This is a genomic window from Sulfitobacter dubius, from assembly GCF_900113435.1.
Taxonomy (GTDB): domain Bacteria; phylum Pseudomonadota; class Alphaproteobacteria; order Rhodobacterales; family Rhodobacteraceae; genus Sulfitobacter; species Sulfitobacter dubius.
The window spans coordinates 65,663-82,971 of record NZ_FOPG01000002.1 but is presented as its reverse complement, the minus strand read 5'-3'; the positions used below and the strand labels follow the sequence as shown (position 1 = coordinate 82,971).

General features: G+C 61.4%; 18 protein-coding genes and 1 other RNA gene. 9 read left to right on the top strand and 10 right to left on the bottom strand.

Annotated features, from left to right (window positions below; all coding sequences use genetic code 11):
• Positions 1-7: 7 nt before the first annotated feature.
• On the bottom strand, positions 8-214 hold the full coding sequence (rpsU, locus tag BM229_RS09095; protein WP_007118112.1) for a 30S ribosomal protein S21: 207 nt from the start codon (positions 212-214) through the stop codon (positions 8-10).
• A gap of 110 nt (positions 215-324) precedes the next feature.
• Here rpsU and BM229_RS09090 point away from each other — a divergent pair, with 110 nt between their 5' ends.
• The 4 genes from BM229_RS09090 (at position 325) to BM229_RS09075 (ending at position 3,002) form a co-directional block, all read left to right on the top strand.
• Positions 325-1,017, top strand: coding sequence for a COQ9 family protein (locus BM229_RS09090; RefSeq protein WP_093927354.1), 693 nt, complete (start codon positions 325-327; stop codon positions 1,015-1,017).
• A 71-nt stretch (positions 1,018-1,088) separates the two neighbouring features.
• Entirely contained in the window at positions 1,089-1,823 is a 735-nt protein-coding gene (locus tag BM229_RS09085; RefSeq protein ID WP_093927353.1) for an energy-coupling factor ABC transporter ATP-binding protein, read from the top strand.
• Positions 1,798-2,394, top strand: coding sequence for an energy-coupling factor transporter transmembrane component T family protein (locus BM229_RS09080; protein ID WP_093927352.1), 597 nt, complete (start codon positions 1,798-1,800; stop codon positions 2,392-2,394). The genes BM229_RS09085 and BM229_RS09080 overlap by 26 nt, the downstream gene beginning before the upstream one ends.
• Positions 2,395-2,456: 62 nt before the next feature.
• Positions 2,457-3,002, top strand: a complete 546-nt coding sequence (locus BM229_RS09075; RefSeq protein WP_093927351.1) for a biotin transporter BioY — start codon at positions 2,457-2,459, stop codon at positions 3,000-3,002.
• A gap of 33 nt (positions 3,003-3,035) precedes the next feature.
• On the opposite strand, the gene BM229_RS09070 is transcribed toward BM229_RS09075, so the two are convergent.
• On the bottom strand, positions 3,036-4,142 hold the full coding sequence (locus BM229_RS09070) for a thiolase family protein (RefSeq protein ID WP_093927350.1): 1,107 nt from the start codon (positions 4,140-4,142) through the stop codon (positions 3,036-3,038).
• Entirely contained in the window at positions 4,139-5,368 is a 1,230-nt protein-coding gene (locus BM229_RS18050; protein WP_167360227.1) for an AMP-binding protein, read from the bottom strand. The genes BM229_RS09070 and BM229_RS18050 overlap by 4 nt, the downstream gene beginning before the upstream one ends.
• A 97-nt stretch (positions 5,369-5,465) precedes the next feature.
• Between BM229_RS18050 and BM229_RS09055 the strand changes: the two genes are divergently transcribed.
• Positions 5,466-6,476, top strand: a complete 1,011-nt coding sequence (locus BM229_RS09055) for an NAD(P)H-quinone oxidoreductase (protein ID WP_093927348.1) — start codon at positions 5,466-5,468, stop codon at positions 6,474-6,476.
• A 158-nt stretch (positions 6,477-6,634) separates the two neighbouring features.
• Here BM229_RS09055 and BM229_RS09050 read toward each other — a convergent pair whose 3' ends face one another.
• Entirely contained in the window at positions 6,635-7,279 is a 645-nt protein-coding gene (locus tag BM229_RS09050) for a ribonuclease T2 family protein (RefSeq protein WP_093927347.1), read from the bottom strand.
• 123 nt (positions 7,280-7,402) lie between these two features.
• Between BM229_RS09050 and BM229_RS09045 the strand changes: the two genes are divergently transcribed.
• From BM229_RS09045 to BM229_RS09035, 3 genes are all read left to right on the top strand, one after another.
• Positions 7,403-8,179 (top strand): DUF1013 domain-containing protein, encoded by a 777-nt coding sequence (locus tag BM229_RS09045; RefSeq protein ID WP_093927346.1) that lies wholly within the window; start codon positions 7,403-7,405, stop codon positions 8,177-8,179.
• A gap of 120 nt (positions 8,180-8,299) precedes the next feature.
• On the top strand, positions 8,300-9,421 hold the full coding sequence (locus BM229_RS09040; RefSeq protein ID WP_093927345.1) for an endonuclease/exonuclease/phosphatase family protein: 1,122 nt from the start codon (positions 8,300-8,302) through the stop codon (positions 9,419-9,421).
• A 186-nt stretch (positions 9,422-9,607) separates the two neighbouring features.
• Positions 9,608-10,786, top strand: coding sequence for a type III PLP-dependent enzyme (locus tag BM229_RS09035; protein ID WP_093927344.1), 1,179 nt, complete (start codon positions 9,608-9,610; stop codon positions 10,784-10,786).
• 91 nt (positions 10,787-10,877) lie between these two features.
• On the opposite strand, the gene recR is transcribed toward BM229_RS09035, so the two are convergent.
• The 4 genes from recR to BM229_RS09015 form a co-directional block, all read right to left on the bottom strand.
• Positions 10,878-11,471: a recombination mediator RecR gene (recR, locus tag BM229_RS09030; RefSeq protein ID WP_093927343.1), complete on the bottom strand. Its 594-nt coding sequence runs from the start codon at positions 11,469-11,471 to the stop codon at positions 10,878-10,880.
• Between the two features lie 48 nt (positions 11,472-11,519).
• Entirely contained in the window at positions 11,520-11,864 is a 345-nt protein-coding gene (locus BM229_RS09025; RefSeq protein WP_007118099.1) for a YbaB/EbfC family nucleoid-associated protein, read from the bottom strand.
• Positions 11,865-11,915: 51 nt separating this feature from the next.
• On the bottom strand, positions 11,916-13,679 hold the full coding sequence (locus BM229_RS09020; RefSeq protein WP_093927342.1) for a DNA polymerase III subunit gamma/tau: 1,764 nt from the start codon (positions 13,677-13,679) through the stop codon (positions 11,916-11,918).
• Between the two features lie 77 nt (positions 13,680-13,756).
• Positions 13,757-14,119 carry a YidH family protein gene (locus BM229_RS09015; protein ID WP_093927341.1) on the bottom strand — a complete coding sequence of 121 codons (363 nt, stop codon included), beginning with the start codon at positions 14,117-14,119 and terminating at the stop codon, positions 13,757-13,759.
• A 62-nt stretch (positions 14,120-14,181) separates the two neighbouring features.
• On the opposite strand from BM229_RS09015, the gene ypfJ reads away from it, so the two are divergent.
• Positions 14,182-15,015, top strand: a complete 834-nt coding sequence (ypfJ, locus tag BM229_RS09010) for a KPN_02809 family neutral zinc metallopeptidase (protein ID WP_093927340.1) — start codon at positions 14,182-14,184, stop codon at positions 15,013-15,015.
• Between the two features lie 194 nt (positions 15,016-15,209).
• Here ypfJ and ffs read toward each other — a convergent pair.
• Together ffs and BM229_RS09000 are read right to left on the bottom strand one after the other, a co-directional pair.
• Positions 15,210-15,307: signal recognition particle sRNA small type (gene ffs / locus BM229_RS09005), an RNA gene on the bottom strand.
• A gap of 37 nt (positions 15,308-15,344) precedes the next feature.
• On the bottom strand, positions 15,345-17,189 hold the full coding sequence (locus BM229_RS09000; RefSeq protein WP_276326637.1) for a 5'-nucleotidase C-terminal domain-containing protein: 1,845 nt from the start codon (positions 17,187-17,189) through the stop codon (positions 15,345-15,347).
• Between the last annotated feature and the right edge of the window lie 120 nt (positions 17,190-17,309).

The following is a 17,309-nucleotide window of genomic DNA, read 5'->3' as shown; positions in this document are numbered from 1 at the left end:
GAATGATTTACATCATACCTTCGCGTTGCGCTTTTTTGCGTGCCAGTTTACGGGCACGGCGGATCGCTTCAGCTTTCTCGCGCGCTTTTTTCTCGGACGGTTTCTCGAAATGTTGCTTGAGCTTCATTTCACGGAAAACGCCTTCGCGCTGTAGCTTTTTCTTCAGAGCCCGAAGGGCCTGATCGACGTTGTTGTCGCGAACACTAACCTGCATGTGGTTGTCACCACCTTTCTAGGATAAAGTTGCAAGGAATTGCAGGAAATGGGCCTATAACAGCCTATATCACGTTTGTCCACCCCATCATGCCCCGATAGGAGCCCGCCATGACACCGCCCAAGGCCGACCCAAAGGACCAATTGCTGGATGCCGCAATGATGCATGTGCCGTTTGACGGCTGGTCGCCAGCAACATTCAATGCCGCGATCAAGGACAGCGGTCTGGACCCGGCCTTGGCCGGTGCGGTCTGCCCGCGCGGGGCGGTCGATCTGGCCGTGACCTATCACCGGCGCGGCGATGCCAAGATGGTCGAAGGTTTGGCGCAGGCCGATCTGTCGGAGCTCCGGTTCAGGGATCGCATCGCCAAGGCCGTACGCCTACGGCTCGAAGCCGGGGATCGTGAGGCGATCCGCCGGGGCAGCACGCTTTTCGCCCTGCCGCATCACGCGCCCGAAGGGGCGGGCCTGCTGTGGGAAACCTGCGATAAAATCTGGACCGCGCTTGGCGATACCTCGGACGATGTGAACTGGTACAGCAAACGGGCCACACTGTCGGGCGTCTATTCCGCGACCCTGCTCTATTGGCTGGGCGATACCAGTGAGGGGCATCATGCGACGTGGGCATTCCTTGATCGGCGCATTGATGATGTAATGCAGATCGAGAAACTCAAGGCCCAAGTGCGCGACAGCCCGACGCTGAGCCGTCTGATGGCCGGGCCGAACTGGCTGTTGAGTCATATCAAAGCGCCGCGTGGGCAGCGTAACTCTGATCTGCCGGGGCGCTGGACGCCGCCTAGCTGAGGCAACCTGCAGGCTTTCCTGCCCGCGCAGCAGATGGTAGGGCGGGGCACTCGGTTTAACACAGGCGCCCGATGACCAGTCCGACCCCTCCGCTCATTGATATCGACAGGATCAGCTACACCCCGGCGGGCACTTCGGTGCTGCGTGATGTGAGCCTTAGGTCCGATGCATCGCGGATCGGGATTGTGGGGCGCAACGGGTCGGGCAAGACCTCTTTCGCGCGGGTTCTTTCGGGCTTGGTGGCCGCAGATGAGGGGCAGGTGCGGATCGGCGGGATCGACGTGGCCCGTGACCGCCGCCGTGCCATCGGCGCTGTGGGCATCCTTTTCCAGAACCCCGACCATCAGATCATCTTCCCAACTGTGGAAGAAGAAATCGCCTTTGGCCTGCTGCAAATGGGTCAATCTAAGGCAGAGGCGGCGCGTGGCGTGGCCGCGATCCTCGGTCAGTTTGACAAGCGTCATTGGGCACAGGCGTCGATCCACCAGCTCTCTCAAGGACAGCGGCAGTTGGTTTGCCTGATGGCGGTTCTGGCGATGCAACCACGGGTGCTGGTGCTGGACGAACCCTTTGCCGGGCTCGATATTCCGACGCGCCTGCATCTTGAACGGGTCTTGGCCGGGCTCGACCTGACGCTGGTGCATATCACCCACGATCCGGCAGCGGTGGCGGGCTACGATCACATTCTCTGGTTGGAGCGCGGCGAGGTCGCCCAGCAAGGCAGCCCACGCCCGGTGCTGCGCAATTTTGAGACGCGGATGAAAGAACTGGGGGCGAGCGATGATCTCTCTGACCTCGCCGGTTGAGACCCGCGCCCACGGCTGGCCCGCGGGGGCCAAGCTGGGTGCGCTCTGTGCGGCGACACTGTTGCTATTCGAGATCGAGGATCTGGTCTGGCAGATCGCCTTTTGTGCTGGAATGTTGCTGCTTTACGCCTTGCCGGGGCGGGCTTTTCTAAAGGGCGGCTTGGGGCGGCTGTGGATGCTCTGGCCCTTTGTTGCGTTGATCTTGCTGTGGCATGTGCTGACCCGCGATGCGGAGGCGGGTCTTGTCATTGTGTTGCGGATGATCACCGCTGTGGGGCTGGCCAATCTTGTGACCATGACCACGAAACTCAGCGATATGATGGCGGTGGTGCGTTGGCTGGCCGCGCCCCTGCGCCGCTTTGGGGTTCGGACCCGTAGCCTTGAACTGGCCGTGGCGTTGGTGGTGCGTTTCACCCCGGTACTGGCGGCCAAGGGGCAGATGCTGTCGCTGGCCTGGCGGGCACGGTCGCGCAGGCGACCGGGGTGGCGGATTATTATGCCGTTTACCGTGCTGGCCATCGACGACGCCGAACATGTGGCCGAGGCGCTGCGCGCGCGGGGCGGGCTGTGATTGCTTGACCGGGGAAGAGGGCTGGCCTAGGCATTGGAAACTTTAATTCAAGGACCCTCCCGATGGAACGCAATCTGACCATGATCGCCCTCTTCGCCGCGCTGATTGCGGCACTGGGCTTGATTCCGAAATTCACGCTTGGCTTCGGCGTGCCGATCACAGCGCAGTCGCTGGGCGTCATGCTTTGTGGCACGGTGCTGGGCGCATGGCGCGGTGGCCTTGCGGCTCTGCTGTTCGTGGCACTGGTTGCTCTTGGCTTGCCGCTTTTGGCTGGGGGCCGTGGCGGTCTGGGCGTCTTTGCCTCGCCAACCGTGGGTTTCCTCGTTGGTTTCCCGATCGGTGCTTTCGTAACGGGCTTTATCATGGACCAGTGGCGCAGTGCGCCGGTGGGTCTGGCCGCCGGGGTTTCCGCCGTCTTGGGTGGTATCCTTGTGGTCTATGCCTTTGGCATCTTCGGCATGATGATGACGCTGAACAAAACCCTGCCTGAGGCGACCCTGCTGGTCCAAGCCTTCATCCCCGGTGACCTTATCAAAGCCGTGCTGGCGGGTTTCATCACCTCTGGTCTGGCCAAGGCGCGCCCTGCAAGCCTGCTGTCGCGCAGCTAATACAATCGGCCCGTTCACATCGGGGACGGGCCGCTACAGCCGCATCAATGCGGCACAGCCGATCCCCCCAGCCGCAGCAATCGCCGCCAGCCCTGTGCCTGCGCCCCGCGCCACCAACTCATGCCAGAGCCGCACCGCATTGATTGCCCCCGAAGCGCCAATGGGATGCCCTCGCGCCAGCGCCCCCCCGCCGAGGTTTGTGATCCCCGGCGCAATTCCTGCGCCAGTCACACAAGCGATGGCCTGCACGGCGTAGGCTTCCATGATCTCGGCCACATCAAGATTGCCCGCAGATAGCCCACTTTGCCGAAACACATCATCAATCGCCATTAGCGGGGCCACCCCCGGCTCTTCGGGGGTGCCGCCCTTTGTAGCCGTGGCAAGAAGTTCAACCTTTGGTGCGGTGATTTCTCTCGTCACACGCTCAGACACCACGATGCAAAAGGCCGCCGCGTCGGCAGCAACGGCGGCATTGGCAGCGGTGATGTCCCCAGTCAGCACTCTGGCGCGGCGGCAGAGCGCGGGGGTAAGGCGGCGGGTGAATGTATCGTTTTCGGTCCCCGCCAGCGGCACCAGCTCTGTGTCCGCCGGCAGATGCGCGCGGGCTTTTGCATGGCTCTCTACCGCCCAATCATCCTGCGCTTGGCGGGTGATGCCTTGTGACAAGCCAAGTTCTGCGGCGGCCTGCGCCATTTCGGGGTCGCGTTCTGGCCAGGGGGTAAAGGGCGCTTGGGTGTAGGCTTCGGGCGGGCGGCTATCGGAGAATGTACGATAGCGCAGTGGCTGGCGGGAATAGCTCTCAGCACCTCCCGCGACGACCACCTCTGCGGCACCGCTCAGGATCATTTGTCGTGCCAGCGCCAGCGTATCCAGCCCGCCCGCGCATTGCCGGTCAATGCTCAGGCCCGCCACATGCTGTGGCAGTCCCGCTGCCAGCGCAATGCTGCGCGCAGGGTTACCACCGGGGCCAATGGCGGTGCTGCAAATCACCTCGTCAACTTGTTCAAGCGTCAGCCCGGCGTGAGACAGTGCAGCCCGAAGCACTGGGGCGGCGAGGTCGGGTAGGGATAGATGCGACAGCGCCCCGTCGCGCGGTGCGACCGGACTGCGGCAGGCGGCGATGATGTAGGCGCGGGTCATGATTGTGTCTCCAGCCAAGTTGAGAGGGCGCGCAGGTCAGGCTTGCCGGAGGGGAGCAGCGGTAGCTCGGGGCGAAAATACACGCGCCGGGGGCTTGCCAATGGGCCGAGTTCCGCGCGGCATGTCTCAATGATCTTTTCGGCCTGTGCGCGGTTTTCTGCGCCTTCGACAACCGCCACCAGTTGCTGGCCGCGCATTGTGTCAACCCGCGGCAGAACGGCGCAGACCGTGCCCTCCCGCGCGGCGATCATTGCCTCGACCGCTTCGGGGAAGACAAGCTGATCTGCGATCTGCACCATGCGCTGGCGCCGCCCCTTGATCCAAAGCTGTCCGTTGGCGTCAAACTCACCCATTTCGCCCACGGTTACGAAGCCATCGTGCCAGCGGGTGTCGGGGCTGTCGCCCAATGCATAACCGTCGAACAGATAGGGGCTGCGCACCCAGATTTCGCCTACACCAGATGTGGGGTGGCTCTTCTCATCCAACAGGCGCAGTTCTACACTTGGGTAGGGCTGGCCGACTGATCCTTTGGGGGTGTCGGCATCTGCAAGGGTGATAAAGCTCGTCTCGGCAGCGCCATAGAAAACATGGAGCGCCGCGTTGGGGCAGAGGGTCTTTACCGCAGCCCTAGTTGCCGCGTCCAGCGCACCGCCCCCGCAAAGCACCAGCCGAAGCGAAGGCAGCGGCGCGGCGGCTCCGCGTGCAAGCAGGCGCAGTTGGGTCGGTGTGGCGTAGATAAGGGTCGCGCCGACCTTCGAGATGCGCGCCGCCTGAGTGCGAGGGGAGTGCTGAGCCAAGACATGGGTATCAAGCCCCAAATGCAGCGCTTCCAAAACGGCATAAAGCGAGAGCGAATGGCTGAGCTGACCCAGCACCGCGACACTGTCGGTGCTGCGCAAGGCGAAACGATCGGCATTGAACGCGAAGCTGGCGGTCCACGATCTCTGACTGCGCCGGACTGCTTTGGGCAGGCCAGACGCCCCGCCAGTTAGGGTCAAAAAAACACCGGGCGGGCAGGTGAGGTCTTCCGGCAAGGGACGGTCACTCAGGCAGAAAGGTGCGCGTTGGGTGATGGCGGCGCCAAGGGCCGCGAGAGCGTCGGCCGTCGGCGTTGCGGGCAGGGGGCGGAAGGCGTCGCTGTTGCCCAGAGACGGGCGGAGCAGTTCCTGAACCCCGGCGAAAAGCCGCGCGCCTTCGGCCCAAGCAAATCTATCCTCTACAGCCATCTGACCCTCCCTCCGGTTCTGGGGTGGAAATTCCGGGTGCATGCCCACGGGGCGCCCGTTAGGCTGCGGCAAAACCAGACCCGAGGATACTTCAGACATGACACAGACCATGCGTGCAATCGAAATCACCGAACCCGGCGGTCCGGACGTTCTGCAGGGCACCACCCGCCCCCGGCCCCAACCAAAACACGGGCAGGTCATCATCAAGGTCGCCTATGCCGGGGTGAACCGCCCCGACGCGCTGCAGCGCGCGGGCAAATACGCGCCCCCCGCCACCGCCAGTGATCTGCCGGGGCTGGAGGCGTCGGGTGAGGTCGTCGAGGTCGGGTCCGGGGTGACGACACTGGCACCGGGGGATCTGGTCTGCGCGCTGCTGCCCGGTGGCGGCTATGCCGAGTATGTGGCGACGCCCGCCGCGCATTGCCTGCCGATCCCCGAAGGGATGGGGCTGAAAGAAGCCGCTTGTTTGCCTGAGACCTTCTTTACCGTCTGGTCCAACCTTTTTATGCGGGGCGGGCTTAAAGCCGGAGAGAAAGTGCTCATCCACGGCGGCTCTTCCGGGATCGGCACTACGGCGATTCAACTAGCGCGCATCTTGGGCGCGCGGGTGTTCGTGACCGCGGGCACGGATAGCAAATGCACCGCTTGCATGAAGTTGGGTGCCGAAGTGGCGATCAACTACCGGGATACGGATTTCGTTGACGTGCTGCAGGCCGAGGGCGGTGCGGATGTGATCCTCGACATGGTAGGCGGCAGCTATATCAACCGCAACCTCAAGGCTCTGGCCGAGGACGGCAGGCTGGTGCAGATCGCTTTCCTGCAGGGGGCCAAGCAAGAGGTAAACTTTGTCACGCTGATGACACGTCGCCTGACCATGACCGGTTCGACCCTACGGCCCCAAAGTGACCTTGCCAAAGCGCGGATCGCTGAGGAATTGCTGCAAAACGTCTGGCCGCTGTTGGAGGCTGGGCGCGTGGCCCCGGTGATGGACAGCACCTATGATCTTTCAGGGGCAAACGACGCGCACCGCCGGATGGAGGCCAGTGGCCATATCGGCAAGATCGTCTTGACAGTGGGCGGAGAGCTGAGCACCGAAGAAGATGAGTAAAGGTTGAGACAGTAACGAATTGTTAAGAAACTATTCGTTTACTTTAAGCACGGAATGGGACGCCATCACCCGTGTTGGAGAGAGAGCCGTAAGGCAATTGATAGCGGGGGAGGAAATTATGCCTCTCCCGCTTTCACATCAATAGCTGTCTCGATGCTTTAGCGCAGGGGGGTGAACAGAGCGTTATCAAGGCTACAATCGCGTCGCACATCCGGACCGCAAGGAATGAAGTCGAGACTGCGTGAGAGGCAGATGCGTGCCTCTTGAATATGATCTTGACTACAGGTGATGGTAATCCCTTGGTCGGTCAGATCGGGGTTTGCTTTCAAAAATGCTTGTTCGACGACGGCGGCTGGCAGGGTAACGGTACGGTCCAGCTTGCGAAACACCTCTGGGCGGTCGATGCGTGCGTAAGCCTCTCGGGAAAGGGCGAAATAATCCGCCGGGTCCAGTCCGCTGCAAGAGCCGTGTTTCTTCCATTGATGCCACGCCAAGCCGCCGGTGCCCATGATATCGGCCATGGCCCCGGTCTGTGCGCGGCTGGGCGGGCGCCGACCGCTTTGACAGTAAGACGGATACCCGCGCGTGAACTGCGGCCAAAGCCCATGCAGGGTCCAGCCATGGTCCTTATCCGCATCGCATTGCGGGGACTGGCGCGCATCGCCGGTCAATTCGCACCAATTTGGTGACCAAGACAGAGACATGACATAGTAATCGAATTCGCCTGAGCGCTCCCCTTCGGCCAGCGTGGCGATGGGGGCAAGCAGCCCGAGGATCAGCAGACAGGCGCGCAGTGGCCGCATTGGGTCTTTCCTTATGAAGTTTGAGTTAGTATACAGCCGCCAACTTCCCCGACAATGAAGACCGTTCTGCCAGACAGGACAGCCTTTCAGGCGACGGGAAAATTGTGTTTTTAGGAGAGTGACATGGCAAAACCTATTATGGCCAAAGCCACCGCCGTTTGGCTCGTGGACAACACCACCATCAGCTTCAAGCAGATCGCCGATTTCGTCGGGATGCATGAGTTGGAAGTGCAGGGCATCGCCGATGGCGACGTTGCACAGGGTGTGAAAGGGTTTGACCCGGTTGCCAACAACCAGCTGACGCAAGAAGAAATTGACGCGGCGCAAGACAACCCGATGCACAAGCTGAAGCTCAAGTTCAACGCCGCCGCCGAGGGCGAAGAAAAACGCCGCGGCCCGCGCTACACGCCGCTCAGCAAACGTCAGGACCGTCCGGCGTCGATCTTGTGGTTGGTCAAATTCCACCCCGAACTTAGCGATGGTCAGGTCAGCAAGCTGGTGGGCACCACCAAGCCGACGATCCAAGCGATTCGCGAGCGCACGCACTGGAACATCTCCAACATCCAGCCGATCGATCCGGTTGCTCTTGGCCTGTGCAAACAATCCGAACTTGATGCTGCCGTGCAAAAGGCTGCCGCGAAAAAGGCCGCTGCGGGCGAAGTGATGAACGACGACGAGCGCCGCAAGCTGGTGTCGACAGAGCAGAGCCTTGGCATGGATAACGAGCCCAAGATCCCAACGGCCATCGAAGGTCTGGAAACATTCACCCTCTCCGGCAACAGCACGGACGACGATGAAGAAGATCACTCGAAGGGCGATTACTCAGATGCCGACAGCTTCTTCTCGCTGCCCGACAGCACCGAAGAAGATGACGACGCCGAGGATAAGGCCAAGGGTTAAGCCCCCTCAGAGCGGTGCGGCGGAAGGAACTTTCGCCACAAGGATGTGTTAAAGTGACAGGGCGTCGGTTTCTCCGACGCCCTGTTTTGTATTTGAAATAGGGGCGCATCGCGCTGGGGGATGAATTTGGAAACGGCATTGGATTGGGCAATTTGGGGGGTGGCGGCGTTGCTGATCCTGTGCAGTCTTCTGCCCCTGAGCAAGCTGCCGTTTGGTGCGGTCCGGGGGCTGGCATTTCCCCGCGAGCAATTTCTAGGTTTGGCATTGCTGCTGGCGGCAGCTTTTGCACTAACGCAGGGCGCGACGACCCCCTCCGGCATGGTGGGTATCGCGCTGATGCTGGGCGTGGCTGCGCTTCAGTCCCTATATATCATCAAGTTCACTCCGATCTGGCACAAGCAATCGTTGGCTGCGTCACCGGAATTGCGCAGAACGACGGACCGCCAGTTCAGTCTGGTGGCTGCGAACGTCAAAAAATCCAACCGCGACTATGGCAAACTTATTGCCCTTGTTGAGGCACGCGTGCCGGATATCTTCATGGCCATCGAGGTGGATCAGGATTGGATTGACGCCTTAGACAACGGGCTGGGCAAAAATTATGACCAGCGCATCGATGTACCGCTCGATAATGGCTATGGGCTGTGTGTCATGTCTAAGCTGCCGCTGTCTGAGGTAGAGGTCCGTGAATTGGTAACGCGTGAGGTGCCGTCGATCCGCGCCCGGGTGCATCTGCCAATGGGAGAGGATTTCCGCCTCTATGTCGTGCACCCCGAGCCGCCAGTGATTGAGCATGACACAAAGGGCCGCGACAGCGAGATTGCGATGGTCGGTATCGAAGCTGAGAAAGACTCGCTGCCTGCCGTGGTGACAGGCGATCTGAATGACGTGGCGTGGTCTACGACGACGCGGCGGTTCCAGCGGCTTTCGGGCCTTTTGGATCCGCGCGTGGGGCGCGGCATGTACAATACCTTCAGCGCAACGATGCCTTGGATGCGCTGGCCGTTGGATCACCTGTTCCATGATCCGCAGTTTCGTCTGCTGGAAATGGACCGGCTTGATAAGATCGGCTCGGATCACTTCCCGATGTGGTTTGTGCTGGCCTTGGCCGAAACAGAAGCCGCTGAAAGCGATCCCGAAGGTGCCGACCGTGAGGAAGAAAAGGAAACTAAAGATATGATCAAAGAAGAACGAAAAAGAGACCGCGATCCCATCGGCAGTGACTGGGAAGACGAGCAAAACTAACAATCTGCATCAGGGGCAATTTTACCTCTTGTACGAATCCTAAAACGGCGTATTTGGCGCATTACAGACGCCAACGCACGCGCCTCTGGCCGGTCAGTTCCTACTCTGACTGACCCGCGTTTATGTAGCGACGGTAACGTCTCTTGAAACGACACGCGGGGAACCAGCCCCACCTGCTCTTTGGAGATGACCATGAACGCTACAGTCCCCGGTGCCCTGCGCACCGCATCCACTGCATTCGCGGATCCGGCTGCCGCCTATATCGCTGCCAACAGCTTTGACAAACCAACGCTGGTGATCAGCCGTGACCGTGTCGCCGCGCAATATGACGCGCTGCACAAAGGGCTGGGCGAGGCGCATATCCACTACGCAGTGAAGGCAAACCCGGCGCCTGAAATCATTCGTCTGCTGGTCAAAAAAGGCTCTGGCTTTGACGCGGCCTCGCGGGCAGAGATTGAGCTTTGCCTCAGCCAAGGTGCGAAGCCGGAAAACATCTCCTTCGGCAACACCATCAAACGCGCGTCCGACATTGCTTTCGCGCATTCCGCTGGCGTGACCCTGTTCGCAGCTGACAGCGAAGCCGAACTTGACAAAATCGCCGCCCACGCACCGGGCGCGCGGGTCTACCTGCGCTTGATCGTTGAAAACTCCATGGCTGACTGGCCGCTCAGCCGGAAATTCGGCTGTGCCGGTTCCGCGCTGCCTGCGTTGCTGAACCACGCGGTTGCCGTGGGCCTCGTGCCCTTCGGCCTGTCCTTCCACGTCGGCTCGCAGACCCGCAAGGCGGAGTTCTGGAACCCGGTGTTGGATCAAGTCGCGCCGCTGTGGCATGCCGCGCGTGCCGATGGCCATGACCTGCAACTGCTGAACCTCGGCGGCGGCTTCCCGGCCTTTTACGGCGAAAGCATCGAAGCGCCCCGCGCTTATGCTGCCGCTGTGATGCGCGCCGTCAAAGCCCGCTTTGGCGACGTGCCGCAAGTGATGGCAGAGCCGGGCCGTGGTCTGGTGGCCGAGGCCGGTCACATCGCCGCCGAAGTCATGCTGGTGAGCCGTAAATCCGCGGATGATCTGCACCGCTGGGTCTATCTGGATATCGGTCGTTTCTCGGGTCTGGCGGAAACTGAAGGCGAAGCGATTCGCTATCAGATCGTCACCCCGCATGACGGCGAAGAGACCGGACCCTGCGTTTTGGCTGGTCCGTCCTGCGATTCGGCGGACATCCTTTATGAAAAACGACCGATTCATCTGCCTTTGGCCCTGCGCGATGGCGATAAAGTAATGATTCGCGCTTGCGGAGCCTACACAAGCTCCTACAGTTCGGTTGGGTTCAACGGATTTCCGCCGCTTGATGTGATCGTGCTCTGACGGCACGATCTGCGTCGCCACGGAAAAGGGCCGTCTGCTTTGGGAGGAGCGGGCGGCCCGCTTTGATTCCGGGCTGCAATTCCGGTGAGATCTAAAGCGCCTTACGCGCCTGCATCGCGGCGGTGATCGTCCCGTCGTCGAGGTAATCAAGCTCCCCGCCAATCGGCACCCCTTGGGCAAGGGAGGTGAGCCGCACCCGGCCCTCCAGCTGATCCGCGATGTAATGTGCCGTGGTCTGCCCATCGATTGTGGCGTTCAGCGCGAGGATCACTTCGCTCACGCTTTCGGTATCGATCCGGTCCACCAACCGCGGGATGCGCAATTCCTGCGGGCCAATGGCATCCAGCGCCGAGAGCGTGCCGCCCAGCACATGATAGCGCCCTTTGAACACGCCGGACCGTTCCATCGCCCAAAGGTCGGCCACATCCTCGACCACGCAAAGCTCGCCATTGGCGCGTCTTTCAGAAGTGCAGATGTCACAGACATCAGCGGTGCCCACGTTGCCGCAGTTCAGGCATTCGCGCGCCGTGGCGGCGACGGTCTGCATCAGGTCGGACAGAGGCGTCAGCAACAGCGCGCGTTTGCGGATCAGGTGCAGCACTGCGCGCCGGGCCGAGCGGGGGCCAAGGCCGGGCAGTTTCGCCATCAGCTCGATCAAAGCGTCAATGTCGCGGGTAGAGCTCAAGAATGGCACCTGTGGGGGAAGGGGGAGGGGCGTTTCCGCCCCAACCGTTTAGAAGGGCAGTTTCATACCTGCGGGCAGGCCCATGCCTTCGGTCAGCTTGCTCATCTCGGCCTGCGCGCGTTCCGAGGCTTTGCTCTGCGCGTCCTTGATGGCGGCGAGGATCAGGTCTTCGACCACTTCCTTTTCGTCTTTGTTGAAGATCGACGGGTCGATATCCAGCCCCTTCAACTCACCCTTGGCGCTACAGGTCGCTTTGACGAGGCCCGCACCGGATTCACCTTCGACGGTGATGTTGTGCATCTCCTCTTGCAGTTCGGCCATCTTGCCCTGCATTTCCTGCGCTTTTTTCATCATCCCGGCCATATCGCCGAGGCCGCCTAATCCCTTGAGCATCTGGGTCTCCTTGTTGCGTTGTCGTTTATATGTGGCGTGAGGGGGCGTGGATCAACCGTCCTCGAACGGATCCCATTCGTCTTCGACCTCGGGCAGCGCCTCTGCCGTGGCGGCGGCGGCGATGTCTTCGGGGGTGCGGATTGCGGTGATGCGGGCCTTGGGGAACTGTGCCAACACGGCCTGCATCATCGGGTGTTCTTGGGCTTGTTTCTTGAGCGCCAGTTCGCGCGCGTCTCGGATCTGCGCGATGGTTTCGGCGCCGCCCTCGTTGACCAGCGACACCGCCCAGCGGTTGCCGGTCCAGAGTTGCAGCTTTTGCCCCAGCCGTTGCGCCAGATCGCGCGGGGCGTCGTCGGTGGGGACGAATTCGATGCGACCGGGCTGATAGGCGGCCAGTTGCAGGCAGGTTTCGACCTCGACCAGCAGTTTCACATCGCGGTTCACGCGGATCAGCTCAACCACATGTTCGAATGTCGGGAAGCGGGCCAACGCGGCATTCAGGTCTTGCGCCAAGGCGATGGTCTGCCCCTGTGGACCGGGGTTCGATGCCATGCGCTGCTGGGCGTGTTGCACGGCCTGCGCGCCGGTGCTGCCTTGGGGCGCGCCGTTGCCGCCGCCACCGCCACCACCGACGGGGCCGGGGGCCGGGGGTGGCGTGCTGTTTTGCAGCTTGCGCACCAGTTCCTCGGGCGACGGCAGGTCGGCCACATGGGTCAGACGGATCACGGCCATTTCGGCGGCCATCATCGCGTTGGGGGCGGCGGCGACTTCGTCGAGCGCTTTGAGCAGCATTTGCCACAGGCGGGTCAGCACGCGCATCGGCAGGGTCTCGGCCATTTGCTGACCACGGGCGCGTTCTTCCGGGGCGATTGTAGGGTCTTCGGCGGCATCAGGTGTGATTTTAACGACCGACACCCAGTGGGTGATCTCGGCCAGATCGCGTAGCACCGCCATTGGGTCAGCGCCATCGGCGTATTGGCCGCTGAGTTCCGTCAGCGCCGCGCCTGCGTCACCACGCAGCACCATGTCAAAGAGGTCCAGCACCCGGCCCCGGTCGGCCAGCCCCAGCATGGCGCGCACCTGTTCGGCGCCGGTTTCGCCCGCGCCGTGGCTGATCGCTTGATCCAGCAGCGAGGTCGCATCACGGGCCGAGCCTTCGGCAGCGCGGGTGATGAGCGCCAGCGCGTCGTCGGTGATCTCGGCCCCCTCGGCTGTGGCGATTTTGCGCAGCAGAACAATCATCACTTCGGGCTCAATCCGGCGCAGGTCAAATCGCTGACAGCGCGACAGCACCGTCACCGGCACCTTGCGGATCTCGGTGGTGGCGAAGATGAATTTGACGTGTTCGGGTGGCTCTTCCAACGTTTTCAGCAGCGCGTTGAACGCACCGGTGGAGAGCATGTGTACTTCATCGATAATATAGACTTTGTAGCGGGCCGACGCAGCGCGGTAGTGTACCGAATCAATGATCTCGCGGATGTTGGCGACGCCGGTGTTCGAGGCGGCGTCCATCTCCATCACATCAACGTGTCGACCTTCCATAATCGCGGTGCAATGTTCGCATACGCCGCAAGGATCCGTCGTCGGCCCGCCGTTGCCGTCTGGCCCGATACAGTTCATCCCCTTGGCGATGATCCGCGCCGTCGTCGTTTTGCCGGTGCCGCGAATGCCTGTCATCACAAAGGCCTGCGCGATCCGGTCGGCGGCAAAAGCGTTCTTGAGCGTGCGCACCATGGCGTCTTGGCCGACAAGATCGGCAAAGGTTTCGGGCCGGTATTTGCGGGCCAGAACGCGGTAGGCGGATGTATCTGTCATGGTGCCCCAGATCGGATTCGGTCAAGGCCGTAAACTAGGCGCTCCGCGCCGTGGCGTCTACCGTGCTTGCGGGATGCTCAGAGCATCCAGAGGATCGCGCCGACGCCGGCCGAGGCGAAAGCAAGGAGGATCGCCAAGATTTTCATGCGGCTGTTGGGCTGGGCATGGGCGTGATGGTCACTCAGCCGTTTTTGGGTTTTCGCCGCCGACGCCTGCGCGGCCCAATAGACATAGAGCGCGGCTATGATGAAGACCGATGCCACGGCTTTCGCCACCCATGTCGGCTCGAATTCTCCGAACACGGCGCGCAGACCGATCGCCACGGCCACGGCTGCCATGCCGGTGCGCATCCAGCCCGCAAAGGTGCGCTCATTGGCCAGAATCGTGCGATCCTCGGCCCAATCGGTGCGGTCTTCGGCTAGGTCATTCTTATCACTCATTGAACCAAACTGCGCTTTGCGCGTTCATGTGGCAATAAGCTTTGACATAGCGGGGACAGTTTATGCGGTTGCGGGGAATTGGGCGGAGCAAGAATGTCATTCGCCGCAGCGGTGGGGCGGGCAAGGCAGGGGGTCTAGGTCTGGTCGGTGTGCTGGCGGTTTTGGCAATCGGCTATTTCACGGGCATTGACGTTACCCCGCTGCTGACCGGCCAAAGTGGCGGTCAGGTCCAACAGTCACGTCCGCTGAGCGACAGCGAAGATCCGCAGGTCGATTTTGCTGCCCGCGTACTCACCACGACCGAGCAAGTCTGGAGCCGCGTCTTCCAAGAACAATTGGGGGAAACCTATACGCCGCCTCAACTCGTTGTATTTGAGAATGTGACCCAAAGCGCCTGCGGTGGGGCCTCGGGCGCGACGGGGCCGTTCTACTGCCCGGCAGATAACATGGCCTATCTCGACACCGCGTTTTTCCGCACGTTGGACCAGCGCCTAGGTGCCGGAGGGGATTTCGCCGCAGCCTATGTGATCGCCCATGAGGTCGCGCACCACGTGCAGAATGAGATTGGCGTGCTGCCGCAGGTGGCACGGATGCGGCAGCAGTCCTCCGAGGTTGAGGCAAATGCCTTGACCGTGCGGCTTGAATTGATGGCTGATTGTTTCTCAGGGATCTGGGCGTCAAATGTCGAAGGGCTGATGGAGAAGGGCGACCTCGAAGAGGCGCTGAACGCGGCGCGGATGATCGGGGATGACCATTTGCAGCGTCAGGCCGGTCAGGTGCCGCAGCCACATACCTTTACCCACGGCACGTCAGAGCAGCGTGCGCGTTGGTTCGAGCGCGGCTATGAAGGCGGCGAGATGGCGCAGTGTGATACGTTTAAGGCGGACCGGTTGTGATGGGGTAAGGGGGAACCCATCCCCATCGGGCCATCTCCGTACAGCTGACCGCAAAAAGCGGCGAGCGCTTTATTGTGGCGAGCTGGAACATCATCCTGAGTGGGGGCAGTGTGAGGAAGTTTGGCTGTTTGCCCCTGTCATCGCTTCTGCGAAGCGACTACCGGGGCTCGCACCATTGCTGCGCAATAGTGCTTGGGTGAGAGGCTGATAACGACCCAAGCGGGGCTCGTTACGGCTGCTTCCTTCCGGATCTGACCGGGTTGGCGAGGCGCCTGCCCGCACCAACCTCTCAATGCCCATATAGGAGAGAGAGGGCCAAAGTGCAAGCCTCACAGATGAAGCCGTATTTCTGCAAAACCTAAGGGCGTTGTTCCGCCGGGATTTGGGGAGAGATGCGCGATCTCTTTGATGAAGGGCAGCGCGTCGGGAGTGGTATGTAGGATTGCTTGTGCCTCCACAGCGCTGAAGCGCCATGGCGGGGCATCGGGCCAGAGGACGGCGCTTGGATCGGCGAGGGTGGTGATCAGCGCCTCCGACAATGGCATTGGATTGCGCAGCACCACAGTGGCCTTAGGCGCGCAATCGAATCCCCCCCCTCCGGCTGCGCGAAACTGGTTCGTGGCCAATAGATATTTCTGCTTTGCCGTCACTGGCACGCCTTGCCATGACAATGCGGTGATGCGGTCCCCCTGCGGGCGGCGCAGGTTGATCTCATAGGTTACACCGTGAATCGTATCAAAGTGGTAGGGCGGACGGTGTGGATCAATCAGCGGTCCCGCGACGGTCCCCAGCGGGGCAAAAACCTCTGCCGCAGTCTCCAACCACTGACGAAGGTCAGCACCCGTGACGCGCAGCGCCCAGACTTCGTTGCGATAGGGGACAAGTCCGGCGATATGGCGGCGCTGTACCGGTCCGGGCGGGATATGTAGAAAATGTCCCGGCCCAGCACGCCCCCCTGCCGTATGGGCGGCTGTTGCGACGAGGATGGGAAGATCGCCGTCGGGCGTACCGGCCACCCCTTCGCGTATCACCTTGGCCTGCGCGCGGGCGGTCAGTGCGTCAATGGCGGTGGGCATGGCAAGCGCGAAGAAGTTGTGCAGCGCCGTGTCGGTATGGCCGACGACCTCTTCCAATTGCGCACGGATTGCGATGTGGTTTGGCCGTGCGGCACTCAGCACAACAGGGTCGGCTAGGGTGTTGACGGTATTACAGCGCAGGCGGCTTTCGTGGCTCAATACGCTCCATCGTCCCTGCGCATTACGGTTAAGTGCAAGATCAAGAACAGCCAGATCAGACCCGCCAAAGCCCGGCATTGCAGCGGGTTTCCGTGAAAGCGTCCCGGCCTGCGCGTCCACACCGCTGCCTTCGGAATGATCCGGCCCTGGAAAGCGGCGGTGAGTGTGGCCGGTGATGACCGCGTCGATCCCGTCAACCTGAGCCAAGGCGCAGATGTCTTCTTCGACTTTGGCCTCGTCTGGATGTGCGATGCCCATATGGGCCAGCAGAACGATCAGATCAGCCCCCGCTGCCCGCAATCTTGGCACCGCGGACCGAAGGCTTTCCAGCGCGCAGGTGATTTGGGCTTGGCCTTCCAAAACATCACGGTTCCAAATTTCCGTCTTGGTTGGCAGCACGGAAAGCAGGCCAATCTGTAGCGTTGCGGCCGTAGGGTGATCCGCCATCGGCAGTGGGCAAGTGGCGATGGCCCAGTGACGTAATGGGCCGGGTTCGGTCAGATGCAGGTTGGTCGATACCAGCGGCATGTCGAGCGCGCCCGCAACCGCGCGGAGATACGGCAGCCCATGGTCGAGGTCATGATTGCCCAAGCCAATGGCGTCATACCGCAAGTGATTCAAACAGGCGATGACGGGGTGCGCGGGGGATACGGCCATCTGCGCCAGTTGGTCACCCATCGCATTGCCCTGCAGCAGATCACCGTTGTCCAGCAAAACGCAAGCCGCACCTTGTGCTGCGGCCTCTTGCCGGGCGGTCCGGATAAGCGTGGCGATGCCCGCCAACCCATGATGCCCGACAGAACGGTCACTGACATAATCATGCCCAACAATTTGCATGTGTAAATCGGTGGTGGCGAGAATGCGTAGACGTGCTTCAGCCGGGGTGGTTCCTACAGGAGGATCTGCACCGGCCGAGGCATATGAGCAGCGTCTGTCCACCGGAAAAGTAATCACTCGTTAAAATTACACAACTTTAAGGTGTTTTTATATGAGCACAATGCAACCTCTATGGCAAGTGGGGATGGGATTGCCAATATTGCGCGCGCTGTGGCATGGCTT